The following is a 20411-nucleotide window of genomic DNA, read 5'->3' as shown; positions in this document are numbered from 1 at the left end:
GATTAAACCTTCCGGATGGTGGCTTTGCCGAACAGGCCATTGGGCCGCAGGGCAAGCACAGCGATAAGGAGGACGATGCCTGGCGCTTCACGCCAGCCCGAACCCAGATAGATGCTGGACAGACTTTCCAGCGCACCCAGCACCACGCCGGCGACGATCACACCGAAGCCCGATTCCAGACCGGCCACCACGGCCACGCTGAAGGACTTGAGGATCAGGCCTGCCGCCATGGTGGGGCCGACGGTGGTGATGGGGGCGATCAGGATGCCGGCAAAGGCGGCGGTCGCGCCCGAGAGGGCATAGGCCAGCGCAACGGCACGCTGAGAATGGATGCCCATCAGCTCCGCCACGCCAGGATCGGCGGCGACGGCATCGACCGCCTTGCCCATCAGCGTCTTGCGGCGGAACAGCTCGATCACCGCCATCAGCAGCAGTGCACCGACGACGATGGTGACTTCGAACCAGGTGACCGAGATCGAACCGATCGCGATCGGATCGGTCGGGATGGGGGTAGGCAGCGGTTTGTCGTCGCGACCCCAGATGTTTTCTGCCACCGAGCTGCCGAACAGGCCCAGGATGATGGTCAGCAAAATCCAGCCTTCGTTCTTCTGCTGCAGGGCGAGGCGGACGCCGAAGCGTTCGACCCCCAGACCCAGCAAGGCACCAAAGGCCAGGGTGAGTACCAGTGCCAGGGCGTAGGGCATGCCGGTCCCGATCAGGGACAGCGCCACGAACGCCGAAATCATGACGGATTCCGCCTGGCCGAAATTGAGGCTGCGGGACGGGGCGTACGTCAGTTGGAAGCCATAGGCGATCAAGGCGTAAGCCATGCCCATAGCTGCGCCCGAGACCGACATCTGGGCGATGATCATGCTATCCACAATGAGTTCCTTAATGGATACGTTCAGGGGATACGTTCAGGCAGCAAGGCCTGTTGCACGCAACGCGACACACGCCCTCAGGCGTGCGCCGCGTCTTTCGTCAGGGAATCAACGATCGAGCTGTTCCAGGCGCTTCTTGTCTTCGGCATTGGCGAAGGTCACGCGACCATCCTTGACCACGCCGACCACCACGCGATCCTTGCGGAAGGCTTCGTGGCTTTCAGGGCGGGCCGGGTCCCAGGTGGTGTAGGGCTTGACCCACTTCGCGATGGCGCCTTCAACCGGCTTCTGCAGGTTTTCCAGCGCGTCCTTCACGGCCTTGCTGTCGGTGCTGCCGGCCTGTTCCAGCGCGGCTGCCAGCAGCTTGATGCTGTCGTAGCCCTGGGCAGCGGACACCGGCGAGGGGATACGGTCTACCTTGTAGGCGGCCTGGTAGTTCTTGATGAAGGTCTTGGCGCGCGGGGTGTAGTCTTCCTGGATGAAGGTCTGCGGCATCATGGCGCCGTTGGCAGCGGGGCCGGCGTTATCGAGGAAGTTGCCCATGGAGAGGGTCCAGGAACCGAGCATCGGCACCTTGAAGCCCAGTTTGTTCATGCCGGTAGCGATGGCGGCCAACTCAGGGCCGATACCCACCACGAACAAACCTTGTGCACCGGACATCTTGGCCTTGAGCAACTGGGCCGTCATGTCCTTGGAACCGATGGAGAACTTCTCGACCGTCACGACTTCCACGCCCGGCATGTTCTTGACGCGCGACAGCAGGTCATCGCGCCCGGACACACCGTAGTTGGTGTCGTCTGCCAGGATGGCGATTTTCTTCAGGCCACGGCGCTTGATGGCTTCTTCCAGGATGGTCTCGGACTGCACACCGTCATTGGCCGAGAAGCGGAACATATAGAGTTCGCCCTTGGGCACGACGTTACCTTCCTTGATCCACTGGCCCATGGCGGCCGTACCGGCGGCCACCGAGATGATGCGCAGCTTCTTGGCCTGCTGGTAGAACTTGTCGCCCGCCAGCACCACGCCGGTATTGGCGGTACCAACCACGGCCACCACGTCGTTCATGGACGAGATTTCCTGGGCGACCAGGGCACCGCGTTCGTTCTTGGCTTCGTCGTCACGCTCGACGATCTCGATCGTGAGCTTCTTGCCACCGATCGACACGCCACCGGCAGCGTTGATTTCCTGGATGGCGAGCTTGGCGCCATCGCGGGTGGAGACACCCATCGGGGCGGAGCCACCGCTGAACGGACCAGTGAGGGCGATCTTGATGCTGTCTGCGGCGAATGCGCTACCGCTCATGGCGATCATCGCGGCGAGCAACTTGACTTGGAATTTCACGGAATGCTCCTTCTTTGGTGGTGGTAGTGGCGGGCAATGACCGTTCGGGGAACGGTACGGAAGCCTGCTCCGGCATGCTGGCCAACTTGTGTCGGCCTGCCGGACCGGCATCGCCTTGCCTCGTTTTTATATGGCTAAGCCATTGTCGATGCGACCTAGGGAAACTCTGCAAAAGTATCGGGGCCGCGGCGGCGGCTTGACGGGATGGACTGCAAGGCACCGCTCCCGCAGGACGGACTGGCTGTCCGTCCAAGGGGCGCAACGCCGCAGGCCGCCCGTCCAGCCCCGCCCCTAGGGGTTTGGGCAAAATCGGGCGCCTGATCGTCCCACCAACCGGCGCCAAGGCGGCCAGCCTTGGCACCGGTTGGCGTGCCGACATTCATCCCGATTTTGTCCCAATCGCGGCTCCCGATACTTTTGCAGAGCATCCCCACGCATCTTTATGTTTCTACGCGCCCGTGGGTATCCCCAACAGTACGCGCTGTCTCCTACGCAATATTACTTAGAGTAAATACTCCGCGCCGCCTAGTTTGGCCCAGAAGCCACAATTTTTCATGCCTATCTTGGCCTCTGGCAGCCAGCCCGGCGCGCCATCACGAAAACCACCTATGATCCAGCAGCCGTCTCCGACCAGGCCCGGGGGGCCGCTGCATGGCCAGTCCCGCGATCGCGACGGCGCCAGACCAATATCCATAAAATCGAGGAGTCGAGGCATGAAAAAACTGATGGCCACCCTTTTGCTGGCGCTGTTTGCGACCCAGGCGTGGGCCGAGGCCGGTGTACCGAAAGCGGTGATGCTGCGCACCGGCAAGCTGCTGGATGTACGTACCGGCAAGGTATTGCAACAGGCAGCAGTGCTGATCGAGGATGGCAGGATCAAGGCGATAGGCAGCGACCTGATCGCGGGTGAAGGTACGCAGATCATTGACCTGGGCGGCATGACCCTGTTGCCGGGCTTTATCGACATGCATACCCACCTGACCTTCTCGCCGGAGGATATCGGCTACTCGGCCGTGGCGGTCTCCGTTCCGCGCGAGGCATTGAGAGGTGCACGCAATGCGCGGGTGACGCTGGAAGCCGGCTTTACCGCCGTACGCAATGTCGGCGCCAACGGTTACGCCGACGTGGCCCTGCGCGATGCGATCGACGCGGGTGACATCCCCGGCCCGCACGTGGTGGCATCCGGCCCGGCGCTTGGCATTACCGGCGGCCACTGTGACGACACCATGCATGCCCCTGAGTACAAGATCACCGGTGAGGGCGTGGCGGACGGCGTGGACGCGGTGCGGCGCAAGACCCGTGAGGTCATCAAGTACGGTGCCGATGTGATCAAGATCTGTTCGACTGGCGGCGTGCTGTCGTTCCGGGACGATCCCAAGGCATCGCAGTACCGGCTGGAGGAGATGAAGGCCATCGTCGAGGAAGCCCACCGGCTGGGCCGCAAGGTGGCCGCCCATGCGCATGGTGGCGACGGCATCAAGCTGGCCGTACTGGCGGGGGTCGACTCCATCGAGCATGGTTCCTATATCGACGACGAGGCGATGAAGCTCATGAAGGAGCACGGGACCTACCTGGTCCCTACCCTGTTCCTGGGCAACTGGTTCCTGGCCAATGCCGAGCGGCTGAAGTTCCCGCTGCCACTGGTGGCCAAGGCCAGGCTGGTGATGCCGGAGGCCCGCAAGAACGTGGCCAAGGCGTTCAAGGCCGGCGTGAAGGTGGCGCTGGGCACCGACTCGGCGGTCTATCCGCATGGCCTCAATGCCGGGGAGTTTGCGGTCTACACCGAGCTGGGCCTGAGCCCGCTGCAGTCCATCCAGTCCGGCACCATCGAAGCCGCCAAACTGCTGGGCAAGGAGGGCGAGATGGGGTCGATCGAGGTGGGCAAGTTTGCCGATCTGGTCGCCGTGGGCGGGGACCCCTTGCAGGACATCACCGAGCTGCAACGGGTGCGCTTTGTCATGAAGGGTGGCGTGGTGTACGTCAACAAACCGCTGGGCAGCCCGATCTGACCCCCTTGGCCAAGGCCGGCAACGCCGTTGGGCATCTGCCCGACCCAGGTGCCGGCCCTGGGCTATGCTGAAGCTTGAAATCCAGACCTGCGGCCATATCTAAGGGTTTCGTCGGGGATGTTCATACCTATGCAGCTCCCGATCTTCATCAGGGAAACGCACTCATGACTACGCCACAAGACGAATACACCAACCATATCGTTGAGAAGCTGGCCGTCACCAAACTCCCCACCCGCTATGGTGAATTCATTACCCACGCTTATCGCGACGAGCGCGGCGTGGAGCACCTGGCGCTGTGCATGGGCGAGGTGACCGACGCCCCGCTGCTGGTGCGCCTGCATTCGGAATGCCTGACTGGCGACGCGCTGGGCTCGCAGCGCTGCGACTGTGGCGAGCAGCTCGATACGGCGCTGTGCCGAATTGCCAAGGAAGGCCTGGGCGTATTGGTCTATCTGCGCGGGCATGAGGGCCGCGGCATAGGCCTTGGCCACAAGATCCAGGCCTATGCGCTGCAGGACAAGGGCCTCGATACCGTCGACGCCAACCTGCAACTGGGCCTGCCGGTGGATGACCGCGACTACAGCGCCGGCATTGCGATCCTCAAGGATCTGGGCGTACATGCTGTCCGTCTGATGAGCAACAACCCGCGCAAGATCGAGGCGATTGAATCGGCCGGCATCGTCGTCACCCAACGTGAGTCGCATCTGCCGGCGGTGCACGCCAACAACACCCGCTACCTGCAGACCAAGCGTGACCGTATGGGTCACCTGATGCCACGGAACCCTAAGGACTGAGCACGCGTTCAACGGGCATCGCAGCGCGCGGCTACTCCCCGCAAGGGGGAGGCCGAAGTGACAAGCCACCAGAAGGTAGTAACGACTTCGTTCAGGCACCCTCCCCCGATTCGGCTAGGTTCTGACGCCCAGGCGGTAGGAGGTGGTCTGGCGGTAGACCTGGCCGGGTCGCAGGATGGCGGCTTCGGCGTCCGGGGTGTTGACCTGATTCGGGTAACGTTGCGCCTCCAGGCAGAAGCCGTCGTGGGCGCGATAGTCGCGGCGGCCCTGGGTGCCGTCCAGAAAATTTCCGCTATAGAACTGCAGGCCGGGCTCGGTCGTGCTGACGGTCAGCTCGCGGCCCGAGGTAGGATCGTAGACCCTGGCCACCGGGCGTAGGGGCTGGGTACCGCCGTTCAGGCAATAGCAGTGATCGAAGCCGCCGGCGATGGCCAACTGTCCATCTGGCCAAGCCAGCCGGGCGCCGATGGGGGCTGGTTGGCGAAAATCGAAGGCGCTGCCGGCGACCGCGCTGCTGGCAACCGGGATCAGCGTGTCGTCGACCTGCAGGTAGTGGTCGGCATCGATCTGCAGCAGATGGTCGCCGATGTCTGCCTCGCCGCCGTTGAGGTTGAAATAGGGATGGGCGGTCAGGCTGACGGGCGTCGGAGCGTCGCTGACGGCCTGATAGTCCATCTGCAAGGTGCCATCGTCCTGCAGGCGATAGCGTAGCTCCACCCGCAAGGTGCCGGGAAAGCCGGCCTCGCCCTCGTGTGAAACCAGCGTGAATTTGAGCGTGTCATCCTCGACCGTAGCCTGCCACAGCTGCTGGTGAAAACCGGCATGGCCGCCGTGCAGATGGTGTTGCCCGCCCTGGTTGCGATCGACCTGGTAGGGCACGCCGTCGAGCTCGAACCGGCCGTCACGGATGCGGTTGGCCCAGCGGCCGACCTGGGAGCCGAAGTAAGGGCCGTTGGCCTCGTAGCCCGCCGGATCGGCATGGCCGAGCAAGATGTCGGTCAGCCGGCCGGAGCGGTCCGGTGCGTACCAGGACACCAGGGTGGCGCCGAGGTCGCTGACCAGCACCCGCATATCCTGTGCGTTGCGTAGCTGGTAGAGGTGACTGTCCTGGCCCCAGGCCTGGGCGGTGATGGGATAGCTGATCATAAACTCGCGGTTCCTTAGGCTGCCGGTGCAGCCGGGGTGGTGCGCAGTGCCTGCCGGCCGGACTCGGCCTGCAGGCGCTCATGGTATTCACGCGGGGTGCAGCCGAGTTCGCGCTTGAACACGGCATGCATGTACTGCGGCGAGGTAAAGCCGCAGCGGATGGCGATTTCGGCACTGCTGAGCGTATGGTCGGCCAGCAGCGCACGGGCGTTGTCGAGCTTGAAACGCAGGATTTCCTGGTGGACGGTGCAGTGCAGCTCACGGCGGAAATAGCCTTCCAGCGAGGAGCGGGAGACGCCGACGTAGTCCGCCACCTGTTCGGTCTTGATGCCCTGGCAGGCGTACTGGCGGATGTAGTGCCGCGCCCGCATGACATAGGGGCTGTTAAGCGCCTGGTGCTTGCTGGAGGCCAGCACATTGATGCCGACCGGTGGCACCAGGATGCGGGTGGCCGGCAGGCGCACGCCGCCAAGCATCTGGTGCAGCAGGTGGGCGGCGGTGCGGCCCATTTCTTCAGCCCCCTGGATCACCGAACTCAGCGGGATGCGGGTCAGGGTACGGGCCAGCGGATCGTTGTCGATGCCGATCAGGGCGACCTCCTGCGGGACCGAGATACCGGCCATCAGGCAGGCCTGCATCAATTGGCGGGCGCGGGCATCGGTCACCGCGATGATGCCGACCGGCTTGGGCAGGCTTTGCAGCCAGGCAGTGAGTTGCTCGACGGTGCTGTTCCAGCCCGGTGCACTGGTGGCGAGGCCCTGGTAGATCTCGACCGGGAAACCGTCGCGCGCCAGCAGGCGGCGGAAGGCCTTCTCACGCTCCTGCGCCCAGCGGTTGCCTTGCGATTCGGGCAGGCTGTAGAGCGCAAAGCGTTGCAGGCCGGCTTCGATCAGGTGATCGTAAGCGAGGCGGACCAGCTTGAAGTTGTCGGTCGCGACATAGGGCAGGCCCTGCGGGTAATCCCGCTCGCTCTCGTAGGAGCCGCCGACGGCCACCACCGGTAGCGGGCTGCGCCGCAGGCTTTCGCTGACGGCCGGGTCGTCGAAATCGGCAATGATGCCGTCGCCCTGCCAGTGCTCGATGCCGTCGAGCCGGCAGAGGAAGTCTTCTTCCAGGAACAGGTCCCACGCCACCCGCGTGCTGCTCAGGTAGGCGCCGATGCCGGTGATGATCTCGCGGTCGTAGATCTTGTTGGCATTGAACAGCAGGGCGATGCGGTGCGTGGTCGGTGCGCGGCTCATGAAACTTGTCTCCAACCGGTCTGCTGCCGGGATGACCGCATTCTATGCCCAGGCAGTCCATGTGCGACTGCAACAACAAGAATCAGTAGTGCGGCTGGCGGATTTCGTAATTGTTCACCGCCCTGCCCTGGCGGCACGATGCAGGTCAAGTTCACCCACTGCATACCGCCAAGGAAGCACCCCATGTCTTACTTCGATGCCATCCCCGCCATCCGCTACGAAGGACCGGAAAGCCAATCCGCCCTGGCGTTCCGCCACTACAACCCGGAGAAGGTGGTGTTGGGCAAGACCATGCAGGAACACCTGCGCTTTGCCGCCTGCTACTGGCACACCTTTGTCTGGCCGGGGTCGGACGTGTTCGGTGCCGGTACCTTCCAGCGCCCCTGGCACGCGCCGGCCGAGCCGATGGTGCAGGCCCGCGCCAAGGCCGATGCCGCCTTCGATTTCTTCAGCCGCCTCGGCGCGCCCTTCTATACCTTCCACGATACCGACGTGGCGCCCGAGGGCAGCAACCTGGCCGAGTACCGCAACAACTTCGCCGCCATGGTCGAAGTGCTGGCCCAGAAGCAGGAAGCAACCGGCATCCGCCTGCTGTGGGGCACGGCCAATTGCTTCAGCAACCCGCGCTACGCCGCCGGGGCCGCCAGCAACCCCAACCCCGAGGTTTTTGCCTACGCCGCCACCCAGGTGTTCAGCGCGCTGAATGCCACCCATCAGCTCGGTGGGGCCAACTACGTGTTGTGGGGCGGCCGGGAGGGCTACGACACCCTGCTCAATACCGACCTGAAGCGCGAGCGCGAGCAACTGGGCCGCTTCATGCAGATGGTGGTGGAGCACAAGCACAAGATCGGCTTCAAGGGCACGATCCTGATCGAACCCAAGCCGCAGGAACCGACCAAGCACCAGTACGACTACGACAGCGCCACGGTGTTTGGCTTTCTGCAGCAGTTCGGGCTGGAGAAGGAGATCAAGGTCAATATCGAGGCCAACCACGCGACGCTTGCCGGGCATAGTTTCCAGCATGAGATCGCCACGGCGGCATCGCTCGGGATACTCGGCAGCATCGATGCCAACCGGGGTGATGCGCAGAACGGCTGGGATACCGACCAGTTCCCCAACAGCGTGGAAGAGCTGACCCTGGCCTTGTATGAAATCCTCAAGGCGGGTGGCCTGGGCAACGGCGGCTTCAACTTCGACGCCAAAGTCCGCCGCCAGAGCCTGGATGCGGAGGACCTGTTCCATGGCCATGTCGGTGCCATGGATGCGCTGGCCCTGTCGCTGGAGCGCGCCGCCCGCATGGTGGAGCACGACCAGCTGGCGCAATTCAAGACACAACGCTACGCCGGTTGGGACGCCGACCTCGGCAAGCAGATCCTGGCGGGCCAGTTGTCGCTGCAGGATATCGCCCAGCTTGCCATCCAGCGCGACCTGCAGCCGCAGGCCGTCAGCGGCCGGCAGGAGCGACTCGAGAACATCGTCAACCGCGCGATCTACGGCTGATCGTCGCCCCCGGCCCCCATGGGCTGTGCCCGGGTGCCGGATTGACGCCAAAGCGCAGGTGCACTTCGTTCCGTCAGCCTCGCTGACAACTACAACGCCCGGCTTAAGGGACCTCCTTAGCGCCGGGCGCTTTTTAAGCACGAGATACGGAAGACTTTGCTGCACTGCACAGCCAAAAAACATGAGCGAGTCCGGTGGTTTACCGCCTTGCGAGCTGGACGGCCGCGCTGGAAGCTAGGCAGCAAGCCCAACTGAATACTGACAGACAGACACAGCATGTATATCGGCATCGACCTCGGTACTTCCGGCCTCAAGGCCATCCTGCTCGACCGCACTGGCCAGGTGGTGGCCAGCGCCACGGCGCCGCTTACCGTGAGCCGGCCTCACGCCTTGTGGAGCGAGCAGGACCCGGCCGACTGGTGGCAGGCTTGCGACGTGGCAATGGAGAACCTGATCCGTCAGGCGCGGACCTCGGGGCTGGACCCGGCGGCAATCGAGGCGATCGGCCTGACTGGGCAGATGCATGGCGCGACGGTGCTGGATGCCGCAGGCTTGGTACTGCGCCCGGCCATACTGTGGAACGACGGCCGCGCCCATGCGGAGTGTGCCGAGCTGGAAGCACGGGTACCGGCTGCGCGGCAAATTACCGGCAACCTGATGATGCCCGGCTTCACCGCCCCCAAGCTCCTGTGGCTGGCGCGGCATGAGCCCGATGTGTTCCGGCGCATCGCCAAGGTGCTGCTGCCCAAGGACTACCTGCGCTACCGCCTGAGTGGCGACTATGCCAGCGATATGTCCGACGCCGCAGGCACGCTGTGGCTGGATGTGGCCCGGCGCGACTGGAGCGATGCGCTGCTGGACGCGACCGGTCTATCCCGCAGCCAGATGCCACGGCTGTACGAAGGCACGGCCATCACCGGCAGCCTCCTGCCCGAACTGGCCCAACGCTGGGGACTGGGCACCATCCCGCTCGTTGCCGGTGCCAGCGACAACGCCGCCGGTGCGATCGGCGTGGGGATCGTCAACGCCGGGCAGGCCATGCTCTCGCTCGGGACATCGGGCGTGTACTTTGCCGCCGCCGATGGCTATCGCAGCAATCCGGCCGGCGCCGTGCACAGTTTCTGCCATGCCCTGCCGGAGACCTGGCACCTGATGTCGGTGATGCTGTCGGCCGCGACCTGCCTGGACTTTACCGCCGGCCTTACCGGCTACCCGGATGTCGCTGCCCTGCTGGCCGATGCCGAGCAGGCGGTCGTCTCCGACAGTACGCCTTTCTTTCTGCCCTACCTCAGTGGCGAGCGCACGCCCCATAACAACCCCAAAGCCAGCGGTGGCTTCTTTGGCCTGACCGCCACGACCGGCAGGGCGGAACTTGCCCGTGCCACGCTGGAAGGCGTGGGCCTTGGCCTGCTGGATGGGATGGACGCGCTGGAGGCCAGCGGCCTGACGCCGCAGACCATCACCGTGATCGGCGGTGGCTCGCGCAGCGCCTACTGGGTGCAGATGCTGGCCGATATCAGCGGCCGTACCCTGATACGACGCACCGGTGGCGAGGTCGGCCCCGCACTGGGTGCAGCCCGCCTGGCCCGGCTGGCCATGGGCGGCGGCACCATCACCGAGGTCTGCCCGGTGCCTGAGGCGTTGGCGGTACACACCCCGGACGCAGCGCGACACACCTACTACCAGACCCGGCGGCGCCCGGTTTTCCAGGCCTTGTACCGGCAATTGCAACCCTTGTACGAGGGGATGGCAGCTTGATATCCAAGCCCAGATGAATTCGGTGCCGCTCTAACGCGGCATGGTTAAGGGTATTTCCAGAAACCACACTTTCGTTGTGATGCTGCGTTGCTCGTGAAAAATTTCTCCTTACATATCAACTATATGCTGCGTAGAAATTTTCCACTCGCGCCTTGCCTCACTTAGAAACTGAGGCTTCTGGAAGCACCCTTCAGACGGCTACGGCCGTGTAGCAAAGCGTGGTTCCACTCATAAGGAGAGACAAATGAAAAAGCAGTTGAAGACCGTTTTGTTCAGCGCCCTTGCGGCGAGCTTTGCCCTGATCACCGCCCCGGCCATGGCCGATGCGGCCAACCCCAAGATCGGCTTCTCGATCGACGACCTGCGTGTCGAGCGCTGGGCGCGTGACCGTGACTTCTTTGTCGGTGCGGCCGAGAAACTTGGTGCCAAGGTGTTCGTGCAATCGGCCGACGCCAGCGAACAGCGCCAGATCGCCCAGATCGAGAACCTGATCTCGCGCGGCGTGGATGTGATCGTGATCGTGCCGTTCAACGCCACCGTGCTCGGCAATACCATCAAGGAAGCCAAGAAGGCCGGCATCAAGGTCGTGTCCTACGACCGGCTGATCCTGAACGCCGACGTGGACGCCTATATCTCCTTCGACAACGAGAAGGTCGGCGAGATGCAGGCCGAGGGCGTGGTCAAGGCCAGGTCCAAGGGCAATTTCTACCTGCTCGGTGGCTCGCCCACCGACAACAACGCCAAGATGCTGCGTGAAGGCCAGTTGAAGGTGCTGAAGCCCTATGTGGACCGTGGCGACATCAAGATTGTCGGCCAGCAATGGGTCAAGGACTGGAACCCGACCGAGGCGCTGAGCATTGTTGAAAACGCCCTGACGGCCAATGGCAACAAGATCGATGCCATTGTCGCCTCGAACGACGGTACGGCCGGTGGTGCGATCCAGGCGCTGGCTGCGCAGAAACTGGCCGGCAAGGTGCCGGTATCGGGCCAGGATGCCGACCTCGCCGCCGTGAAGCGGGTGATTGCCGGCACGCAGGCGATGACGGTGTACAAGCCCTTGAAGCTGATTGCCTCCGAAGCGGCCAAGCTCTCGGTACAACTGGCCCGCAGCGAGAAGCCGGGGTACAACTCGGAGTACGACAACGGCCTGAAGAAGGTGCCGACCGTGCTGCTCAAGCCGACACCGCTGACCCGTGAAAACGTGGACCTGCTGGTCAAGGATGGCTTCTATACCCAGGCTCAAATAGCCGCGAAGTAATAAGACGTTCGGTGGAGAACTGTTACGGCAGTTCTCCGACCGGCACAGCCGGTCGCTTCAGTGCAACGGAAAATCACCGTGTTATCTGCTGATTAAGTCCACTCCCCCCGAGCTCTGCACGCACAGGTTCTAGGCTCGCGGTGCTCGCCAAGAACTCTGGCAGCCTCGCCGGCGCGAGGGAGCCTCGCTGACGCGAGTGGTGGGCTTTATCGGCGGTTTCCTAGCGCGCTGATCGCGCCACGGGGCCGGCCGCTGGTCGGCCCCGTGGTTGCCAAGACAAGGTCACAGCATGTCCGAATACCTGCTTGAAATGCGCGGCATCGCCAAATCGTTTGGCGGTGTGAAGGCGCTCGACGGCATCGATCTCAAGGTCAAGCCGGGCGAGTGCGTCGGCCTCTGCGGCGAGAACGGGGCCGGCAAGTCCACCCTCATGAAGGTGTTGTCCGGGGTCTACCCGCATGGCGAATGGGAGGGGGAAATCCTGCTGGATGGCAAGCCGCTCAAGGCGCAGTCGATCCGCGATACCGAGGCCGCCGGGATCATCATCATCCACCAGGAGCTGATGCTGGTACCGCAGTTGTCGGTGGCCGAGAACATTTTCATGGGCAACGAGATCACGCTGCCCGGCGGCCGCATGAACTACGCCGCCATGTACCAGCGCGCCGAGGAACTGGTGCGCAGCCTCAAGATGCCCGACATGAATGTCGCGCTGCCGATCAGTTGCTACGGTGGCGGCCACCAGCAACTGGTGGAGATTGCCAAGGCGCTGAACAAGCGCGCCCGCTTGCTGATACTCGACGAGCCTTCGTCCTCGCTCACCAGTGCCGAGATCGCGGTGCTGCTCGACATCATCCGCGACCTGAAACGACAGGGCGTGGCCTGCGTGTATATCTCGCACAAGCTCGACGAGGTAGCGGCGGTATGCGACACCATCAGCGTAATCCGCGATGGCAAGCATGTCGCGACCGAACCCATGGCCGAGCTGGACGTGAACCGTATCGTCACCCGCATGGTGGGACGCGAGATCACCAACCTGTATCCGCGCGTACCGCACCCCATCGGCGAGGTGCTGTTCGAGGCGCGCCATATCACCTGCTACGACCCGGAGAACCCGCAGCGGCGCAAGGTGGACGATATTTCGTTTCAGCTTCGTGCCGGCGAGATACTGGGCATCGCCGGCCTGGTGGGTGCTGGCCGTACCGAGCTGGTCTCCGCCCTGTTCGGTGCTTATCCCGGCCGATGGGAAGGCGAGATCTGGCTCGATGGCAAGCGCATTGACGCCAGTACGCCGATCAAGGCGATCCGCGCCGGCATCTGCATGGTGCCGGAGGACCGCAAGCAGCATGGCATCGTGCCCGACCTGGGCGTGGGCCAGAACATCAGCCTCTCGGTGCTGGACCAGTTCACCCGGCTGGGGCGTATCGACGCCGAGGCGGAACTGCACGCCGTGCAGGGCCAGATCGGCCGGCTCAAGCTCAAGACGGCCAGCCCATTCCTACCCATTACCGGACTATCGGGCGGCAACCAGCAGAAGGCGGTGCTCGCCAAGATGCTGCAGCCCAAGCCCCGGGTGTTGATCCTCGACGAACCGACGCGGGGCGTGGACGTTGGCGCCAAGTACGAGATCTACAAGCTCATGTTCGAACTGGCGCAGGAAGGCGTGGCCATCATCATGGTGTCGTCCGAACTCGCCGAGGTGCTGGGCGTGAGCGACCGGGTACTGGTGGTGGGCGAAGGCCAGTTGCGCGGTGATTTTGTGAATGAGGGATTGAGCCAGGAGATGGTCATGACGGCGGCGATCCAGGCCAAGAAACCGATTCCGGGGGTGACCCATGCTTGAAAACACAGTGGCCCAGCCCACGCAGACAAAACAAGGATTTGCCATGGATAGCGCGCGGCTCAAGCAGTGGCTGAGCCAGTACAAGATGCTGGCACTCTTGATTGCCATCGCCCTGATCTGGGCCTTCTTTGCATGGAAGACCGAAGGGGGCTTTGTCACCCCGCGCAATCTCTCCAACCTGCTGCGGCAGATGTCGATCACCGGCATCCTCGCCTGCGGGATGGTGTTCGTGATCATCTCGGGCGAGATCGACCTCTCGGTCGGCTCCTTGCTCGGTCTGCTTGGCGGCGTCGCGGCGGTGCTGGACGTGGTCTACAAGGTGCCGCTGCCGCTGAACCTAGCGATCGTCCTGGGCCTGGGTGTGGTGATCGGCCTGTTCAACGGCTACTGGACCGCCTACCTGCGGGTACCGTCCTTTATCGTCGGCCTGGGCGGTATGCTGGCCTTCCGCGGGATACTGCTGGGGGTGACCGGTGGCCTGACCATTGCGCCGGTTTCCGAGGGATTGGTCTTTATCGGCCAGGGTTATCTGCCACTACTGTTCGGCAACCTGCTGGCCGTGGCGGTGTTCCTGATCCTGGCCTTCCTGACCGTGCGACAACGGCAGAACCGCCGCCGCTATGGCCTGCCGCTGGTTCCCGCCTGGCGGGATGTGGCGCGGGTGGCCATTGGCGGCCTCGTGCTGCTGGTCTTTATCCGTACCCTCAATGGCTACGACGGCATTCCGGTGCCGGTGCTGATCCTGCTGGTGCTGCTGGGCGTATTCAGCTACATCGCCAGCCAGACGGTGTTTGGCCGGCGCATCTATGCCGTGGGCAGCAATATGGAAGCCACGCGACTCTCCGGCGTGAACGTGCAGAAGGTGAAGCTCGCAATCTTTGCGCTGATGGGCCTGATGTGCGCGCTGGCCGGCGTAGTGAACACCGCCCGGCTGGCGGCCGGCTCGCCGTCTGCCGGCAATATGAGCGAGCTGGATGCGATTGCCGCCTGCTTTATCGGCGGGACGTCGATGCGTGGTGGCTCGGGCACGGTGTACGGCGCCTTGATCGGTGCCTTGGTCATGGCCAGCCTGGACAATGGCATGTCCATGCTGGACGTGGATACCTATTGGCAGATGATCGTGAAGGGCAGCATCCTGGTGTTGGCGGTGTGGGTCGATGTGGTGTCGCGTAGTACGCGGCGTTGAGGGTTGGGGTGGGGTTTGTGTCCGAGGACACGCCCTATCAAGCCGCGTGGCCGGCCTGTATGCAGCGAGGATGGTTGCTGTGAGCAATGCGGCGTAATGCCCTTCGGGGATTACGCCCTACGGGATGCCTCAAGTGTTGTTTTGCGGCTTGGTGGTTGAGGTGGGGTCCGCGCGGGTCTGAAGACCCGCCCTACGGGGCTGTGTGGCTTGCCGGTGTGCAGCGTGGATGGTTGCTGCGAGCAATACGGCGTAATGCCCTTCGGGGATTACGCCCTACGGGGGCGGCGGACCGAATGTCCTGGGTGCGGGTCAGGCCAGTTTGATGTGGTGGGCCAACTCGTCGAACAGGGTGGAGACGGACTTCAGGGCGCGGCAGTCGGGGCGGGTGAGGAGCCAGAGTTCGGTGGAGCAGCCGTCCAGCGGACCGGCCAGGGCTTGCAGGCCGGGCCGGTGGGGTAGCAGGAAATTGGGCAGTGCCGCGATGCCCAGGCCGGCCTCGACCAGTTCTGCCGCGGCCAGCATGGTGCTGCAGCGGTAGCGCGGCACGACCGCTGGCCAGTGACGCTCGCGCCAGAGCACGGTCACATGATCCGGCAGTGTTTCGTCGAGGCTGATCCAGGCCTTGTCCGCCTGCTCGGGCTGCGTGACACCCGCCGCGCCGGCCTGGGCGCACAGGTGGTAGGACACCGTGCCCAGGCTACGCCCGACCAGATGTTCCGGCGGGCTGTTGGTCAGCCGCAGGGCGATGTCTGCGTCGTGCCGGCTCAGGTTGGCGAAGTGGTTGGAGGTACTGAGTTCCAGCCGAAGACCCGGATAGCCGGGCATGAACTGCGACAAGGCCGGCAGCAACAGGCCATGCAGCACGCTATCGGTACAGGTCAGCCTGACCGTGCCGCTGACCACTGATCTATCCTGTTCCAATGAGAGCTGTGCCGCCAGCAGGGCCTGCTCGGCGCGTTCCGCCTGCTCGGCCAGCAGCCTGGCCGTGTCGCTGGCCTGGTAGCCGCTGCGGTTCTTCTCGAACAAGGGCGTGCCGAACGATTGCTCCAGCCGCCGCACCGAACGGAACACGGTCGAGACATCCACCTGCAGCAGTTCGGCCGCCCGGGCCAGCGTGCCGCCGCGTACCAGGGCCAGGACCAGCGAGAGATCGGCGTGGCTGAGTCGATATTGCACCGGTGCATTCATGGTTTGCAGTGATGCCAATTTTCATTGCAGGAACGCCAATATAGAGTCACGGCCTTCGTGCTGGCAACAGCGTGCTCACCCGGGAGACTTCCATGCATACCGAACGGCCATTGCGCATTGCCCTGGTTGGCGACTACAACCCCAGTGTTACCGCCCACCAAGCCATCCCCACCGCCCTGGCCGATGCCAGCCGCGCGCTGGCGGTGGATGTGCAGCCGCGCTGGTTGCCGACCGAGGCGATCCGCAGCCGGCAGTCGCTCGCCGGGTTCGACGGCATCTGGTGCGTACCGGCCAGCCCTTACCGCAATATGGACGGCGCATTGCTGGCGATCCGGCATGCGCGTGAGGCAGGCATCCCGTTCCTGGGGACCTGCGGTGGTTTTCAGCATGCGGTGATTGAGTACGCCCGGCATGTGCTCGGCTGGGCCGATGCCGACCATGCCGAGACGATGCCCGATGCAACCCGCGCGGTGATCAGCCCGCTGAGTTGCTCGCTGGTGGAAGAGAGCGAGGTGGTGCAATTGTTGCCCGGCAGCGGCATTGCACTGGCCTACGGGGCCGAGTACGCCAAGGAGACCTACCATTGCCGCTATGGCATCAACCCGCTGTTCCGGGAGCGACTGAGCCGAGGCCCGCTGCGGGTGACCGCCACGGATGCCAGCGGCGCGGTACGCGCCATGGAGCTCGACGGCCATGTGTTCTTCATGACCACCTTGTTCCAGCCGGAACGTGCCGCGCTGGTCGGCAAGATCTCGCCCGTGGTGGCGGCCTTTGTCCGCGCCGTGGCTACCCACATCCAGCTTGAGCGCGAGGCCACCGCATGATTGCCAACACGCCTACCCCACCCTACTACGCGGTGATCTTTACCTCGCTGCGGACCGATATGGACACCGGCTACGCCGAGGCGGCCGAGCGCATGCTGGCACGGGCGGCCCAGCAGCCGGGCTACCTGGGGGTGGAATCCGCCCGGGGTGCGGACGGGCTGGGGATTACCGTCTCCTACTGGGAGAGCGAGGCGGCGATCCTGGCCTGGAAGCGGAACGCCGAGCATGCGCTGGTGCGGGCCCAAGGCCGCAGTGACTGGTATGCGGCGTTTGCGACCCGGGTCTGCAAGGTTGAGCGGGCCTATGACTTTGAGCGGCCTGCCGACCACCATTGACTAGCGGTACGCCGTACGCGGTTTATAGTGCATACACCATAACGCCCCGGTGAAAGCACGTGATGGCGACTGTGAGGTGGAGGACACGATGGGCGGGCGGCTTGCTGGCGGGCCTGTTGGCGACGCTGACGCAAGCCGAGACACTGACGCTCGCCACTGGCGAGTGGCCTCCGTATACCTCCGTCAAGCTCAAGCACGATGGTTTTACCAGCCGGATCGTGCGAGAGGCGTTCGAGATCGAAGGGGTGAAGGTCAAGCTGGTCTACTACCCCTGGGCACGGGCCATTGCACTGGCAGGCCAGCGCAACAGCGGCATCGATGCCGTCTACCCCATCTCGCAATCGCCCGAGCGCAGCCAGCGCTTTTATTTCAGCCGGCCGGTGGCCGTGGGTTCCAATGTGTTCTTCCATCTGCGCAGCCAACCGTTCGAGTGGCAGACGCTGGCCGACCTGAGCAACAAGCGCATCGGCGCCAATGTGGGTTACAACTACGGCGAGGATTTCAAGACGGCGGAGGAACAAGGCCGGCTCAAGGTAGAGCGTGTGACCGATGCCGCGACCAATTTCCGCAAGCTGTTTGCCAAGCGCCTGGACGTGGTGCTGATGAACATGGATGAAGCGAAATACGCGCTCGCCATTCAGTTCCCCGCCGATGTCGACGAGATCGAATTCCATCGCCAGCCGGTGGCCGAGCAGGACGACTACCTGGCGGTGAACCGCCACCACCCACGAGCCCGCTGGATGATCGAAACCTTCAACCGCGGCCTGACCCGGTTGCAGCAGCAGGGCAAGACCGAACGCTATCTGCAGGAATCCCGCCGCGGCGACTACCTGCCTGGCCGCTGAACCAGACCGCACCTTGCGGAACTGTCATCTCCCGCCGTGGCCACATGGCCTACACTGCAGTGCAGTCGACCAGCAACCCCCAGAGATATCGACCCGGCCCAGACAGCCGTATAGCGAGGATCAGGCGTGGCGAAGAAAGCGGTAGAAGAACAACGCAAATTGCAGAGCATCGTGCTCGTGCTGCAAGGGGGCGGTGCCCTCGGGGCCTACCAGGCTGGCGTGTATGCGGAATTGTCCGGCAGCGAATACTGCCCGGACTGGATTGCCGGGGTATCGATCGGTGCGATCAACGCGGCGTTGATCGCCGGCAACCCGCCCGAGCGGCGGGTGGAGCGACTGCGGGAGTTCTGGGAGCGGGTATCGGCCGGCCTATTGCTGCCAGCGCCGAGCGAATTGCCATGGCGCACGGGCTTCAACTGGTTCAGCTCGCGCTTGTCGGTGTTCAACGGCATTGAGGGTTTCTACACCCCACGTCCCTCGATTGATTTCTTTGGTCTGCCGGGCCAGGACACCGCGCTGAGCTTTTACGACACCACGCCGCTGCGCAAGACGCTGCTGGAGCTGGTGGATTTTGACCTGATCAACCGCCGGCCGGTGCGATTGAGCGTGGGCGCGGTGGATGTGCGTACCGGGAACTCGGTGTATTTCGACAATACCCGCCAGCCTATCCGCCCCGAGCACATCATGGCCAGCGGTGCTCTACCGCCGGCGTTCCCACCGGTCGAGATCGACGGGGCTGCCTACTGGGATGGCGGCATCGTCTCCAACACACCGCTGCACTATGTGCTGGACAACCGCGAGGAAAAGGACCGCATGATCCTGCAGGTGGACCTGTTCAGTTCACGCGGCGACATGCCGACCGACCTGCTCAGTGCCATGGCCCGCCACAAGAACATCATGTATTCCAGCCGCACGCGCTACGGCAGCAGCATGCTGACGCGCCTGCAGAGCCTCAAGCGTGCCATCGACAATGTGGTGAAGCACCTGCCGCCGGACATGCATGACCACCCGGCGGTACTGGAGCTGATGAAGCATGCCTCGCCCCAGCAGATTGACCTGGTGCAGCTGATCTACCGCCCTGCCGTGCGGGCGCTGCCCTCGGCCGACTATGAGTTCTCGCGCGCGTCGGTTCTGGAGCGCTGGAGTGCGGGGGCGGCGGATATCCGCTTCTGCCTGGAGAACCCGGACTGGTTGTATAAATCCGAGAGTGATGCGGAAGCCGGGGTGAACGTCTATGACTTGCGCAACCCGGACCCGAACCGCAAGCACACGACGGTAGAGGGCTCGACCGAGGTCAAGAAAGCCTGAGACCGCCTGCCATCCCTGTACGAACCCGACAGCCCGCCCAGCCGCGGGCTGTTTACATGGTGCCACCACACCGAGCGCTTACCTCAGCGCCCGCGAGCCTCGCCGGGCGTGGCGAGGCCAGACAGTGGCCGCCAGTACTTGGCCTCCAGGCTCTTGAGCGTGCCATCGGCCTTGAGCTTGCGCAGGGCAGCCTCGATCTGCGTGGCGGTCGCCAGCGGGAACTGCGGTGAGGCGGCGATCCATTGGTCCCAGGCATCGCCGATCGGCAGCACGCGCAGATCGGCGATGTTGTAGCCGGCTTCTTCATAGGTGGCGGGGCCGGTCCAGATATTGACCGCCCAGCCGGTGATACGGCCGGCCTGCAGCTTGCGGGCATTGGATTCGCCGCTCAGGCCGGTGGCGAGGTTCTTGTAGCCGGCCGCTTGCAGCACCCCCAGCACATCCGAGCCATGCAAGTAGCCGATGGGCTGTTGTTCATCCAGCGCGGGCGCGCTGCGCAGGCTGAAGATGCCGTAACGGCCCCAGCCCATGGGGCTGACCCAGCGGAATTTGGCTTCCCGCTCCGGGTTACGGGTGAGGTTGACGATCAGGCCATTTGCATCGGTCTGGGCGGAGAGCTGGGCACGGGTCCAGGGCTGGAACACCCATTTGAAATGATGGCCGGTCTCCTGCTCCACCCGCTGCATGATCTCCACATACAGGCCCTTGGCGCCTTCACCATCCGGCACGACCAGGCGGGAGAAGCTGGCGGTGTAGAGCAGGAAATCCGACGCCGACGCGGCGACGGACGCCACGGCAAAGAGCAGCGGGAGCAGCATGGATGCGCCATGCCGGGCGGTTTGCCGGGTGATGTGGCCTTGCAACGTTGCCTCCCCATAAGCTGAATGGGCGCCGTGCCTGCCGCCCCTGGCACCGGTGTGGACCCGGCTGACCAGCGTCTTCCCCTTTATTGTAGAT

At 64.0% G+C, this 20411-nt stretch carries 17 protein-coding genes; 11 read left to right on the top strand and 6 right to left on the bottom strand.

All coding sequences use genetic code 11. The features are described from left to right. Positions 1-2: 2 nt before the first annotated feature. Both ACYVHK_RS04135 and ACYVHK_RS04130 read right to left on the bottom strand, forming a co-directional pair. Positions 3-872, bottom strand: coding sequence for a branched-chain amino acid ABC transporter permease (locus tag ACYVHK_RS04135; RefSeq protein WP_460528351.1), 870 nt, complete (start codon positions 870-872; stop codon positions 3-5). Between the two features lie 117 nt (positions 873-989). Continuing rightward, positions 990-2222, bottom strand: a complete 1233-nt coding sequence (locus ACYVHK_RS04130) for an ABC transporter substrate-binding protein (RefSeq protein ID WP_460527893.1) — start codon at positions 2220-2222, stop codon at positions 990-992. A 713-nt stretch (positions 2223-2935) separates the two neighbouring features. On the opposite strand from ACYVHK_RS04130, the gene ACYVHK_RS04125 reads away from it, so the two are divergent. Further along, the gene (locus tag ACYVHK_RS04125; protein ID WP_460527891.1) at positions 2936-4231 is read left to right on the top strand and encodes a metal-dependent hydrolase family protein; all 1296 of its coding nucleotides are present in this window, start codon (positions 2936-2938) and stop codon (positions 4229-4231) included. Positions 4232-4395: 164 nt separating this feature from the next. After that, positions 4396-5025 (top strand): GTP cyclohydrolase II, encoded by a 630-nt coding sequence (gene ribA, locus ACYVHK_RS04120; RefSeq protein ID WP_460527889.1) that lies wholly within the window; start codon positions 4396-4398, stop codon positions 5023-5025. A 114-nt stretch (positions 5026-5139) separates the two neighbouring features. On the opposite strand, the gene ACYVHK_RS04115 is transcribed toward ribA, so the two are convergent. Further along, a complete protein-coding gene (locus ACYVHK_RS04115; RefSeq protein ID WP_460527887.1) occupies positions 5140-6171 on the bottom strand; it encodes an aldose epimerase family protein in 1032 nt (343 codons plus the stop codon). A 14-nt stretch (positions 6172-6185) separates the two neighbouring features. Next, positions 6186-7412: a XylR family transcriptional regulator gene (locus tag ACYVHK_RS04110; protein WP_460527885.1), complete on the bottom strand. Its 1227-nt coding sequence runs from the start codon at positions 7410-7412 to the stop codon at positions 6186-6188. Positions 7413-7595: 183 nt separating this feature from the next. Here ACYVHK_RS04110 and xylA point away from each other — a divergent pair, with 183 nt between their 5' ends. The 5 genes from xylA (at position 7596) to ACYVHK_RS04085 (ending at position 14954) form a co-directional block, all read left to right on the top strand. Continuing rightward, positions 7596-8912: a xylose isomerase gene (xylA, locus tag ACYVHK_RS04105; RefSeq protein ID WP_460527883.1), complete on the top strand. Its 1317-nt coding sequence runs from the start codon at positions 7596-7598 to the stop codon at positions 8910-8912. A gap of 276 nt (positions 8913-9188) precedes the next feature. Next, positions 9189-10670, top strand: coding sequence for a xylulokinase (gene xylB, locus ACYVHK_RS04100; RefSeq protein ID WP_460527881.1), 1482 nt, complete (start codon positions 9189-9191; stop codon positions 10668-10670). A gap of 244 nt (positions 10671-10914) precedes the next feature. Then, entirely contained in the window at positions 10915-11928 is a 1014-nt protein-coding gene (gene xylF / locus ACYVHK_RS04095; protein ID WP_460527879.1) for a D-xylose ABC transporter substrate-binding protein, read from the top strand. 289 nt (positions 11929-12217) lie between these two features. Then, the gene (xylG, locus tag ACYVHK_RS04090) at positions 12218-13768 is read left to right on the top strand and encodes a xylose ABC transporter ATP-binding protein (RefSeq protein ID WP_460527877.1); all 1551 of its coding nucleotides are present in this window, start codon (positions 12218-12220) and stop codon (positions 13766-13768) included. A 43-nt stretch (positions 13769-13811) separates the two neighbouring features. Then, the gene (locus ACYVHK_RS04085; RefSeq protein WP_460527875.1) at positions 13812-14954 is read left to right on the top strand and encodes a sugar ABC transporter permease; all 1143 of its coding nucleotides are present in this window, start codon (positions 13812-13814) and stop codon (positions 14952-14954) included. 309 nt (positions 14955-15263) lie between these two features. On the opposite strand, the gene ACYVHK_RS04080 is transcribed toward ACYVHK_RS04085, so the two are convergent. Then, on the bottom strand, positions 15264-16130 hold the full coding sequence (locus ACYVHK_RS04080; protein WP_460527873.1) for a LysR family transcriptional regulator: 867 nt from the start codon (positions 16128-16130) through the stop codon (positions 15264-15266). Positions 16131-16234: 104 nt separating this feature from the next. Here ACYVHK_RS04080 and ACYVHK_RS04075 point away from each other — a divergent pair, with 104 nt between their 5' ends. The 4 genes from ACYVHK_RS04075 (at position 16235) to ACYVHK_RS04060 (ending at position 19454) form a co-directional block, all read left to right on the top strand. Next, on the top strand, positions 16235-16966 hold the full coding sequence (locus ACYVHK_RS04075; RefSeq protein ID WP_460527871.1) for a CTP synthase: 732 nt from the start codon (positions 16235-16237) through the stop codon (positions 16964-16966). Further along, entirely contained in the window at positions 16963-17301 is a 339-nt protein-coding gene (locus ACYVHK_RS04070) for an antibiotic biosynthesis monooxygenase family protein (protein ID WP_460527869.1), read from the top strand. The genes ACYVHK_RS04075 and ACYVHK_RS04070 overlap by 4 nt, the downstream gene beginning before the upstream one ends. A 62-nt stretch (positions 17302-17363) precedes the next feature. Then, complete coding sequence (locus ACYVHK_RS04065) at positions 17364-18146, top strand: substrate-binding periplasmic protein (RefSeq protein ID WP_460527867.1); 783 nt, start codon at positions 17364-17366, stop codon at positions 18144-18146. Positions 18147-18272: 126 nt separating this feature from the next. Further along, positions 18273-19454, top strand: coding sequence for a patatin-like phospholipase family protein (locus ACYVHK_RS04060; RefSeq protein ID WP_460527865.1), 1182 nt, complete (start codon positions 18273-18275; stop codon positions 19452-19454). An 83-nt stretch (positions 19455-19537) separates the two neighbouring features. Here ACYVHK_RS04060 and ACYVHK_RS04055 read toward each other — a convergent pair whose 3' ends face one another. Continuing rightward, entirely contained in the window at positions 19538-20272 is a 735-nt protein-coding gene (locus ACYVHK_RS04055) for a substrate-binding periplasmic protein (protein ID WP_460527863.1), read from the bottom strand. Between the last annotated feature and the right edge of the window lie 139 nt (positions 20273-20411).

The sequence above is a fragment of the Chitinimonas naiadis genome (assembly GCF_054780835.1).
Note: the sequence above shows the minus strand (reverse complement) of the source record. Positions and strands in the feature narration are given on the sequence as shown.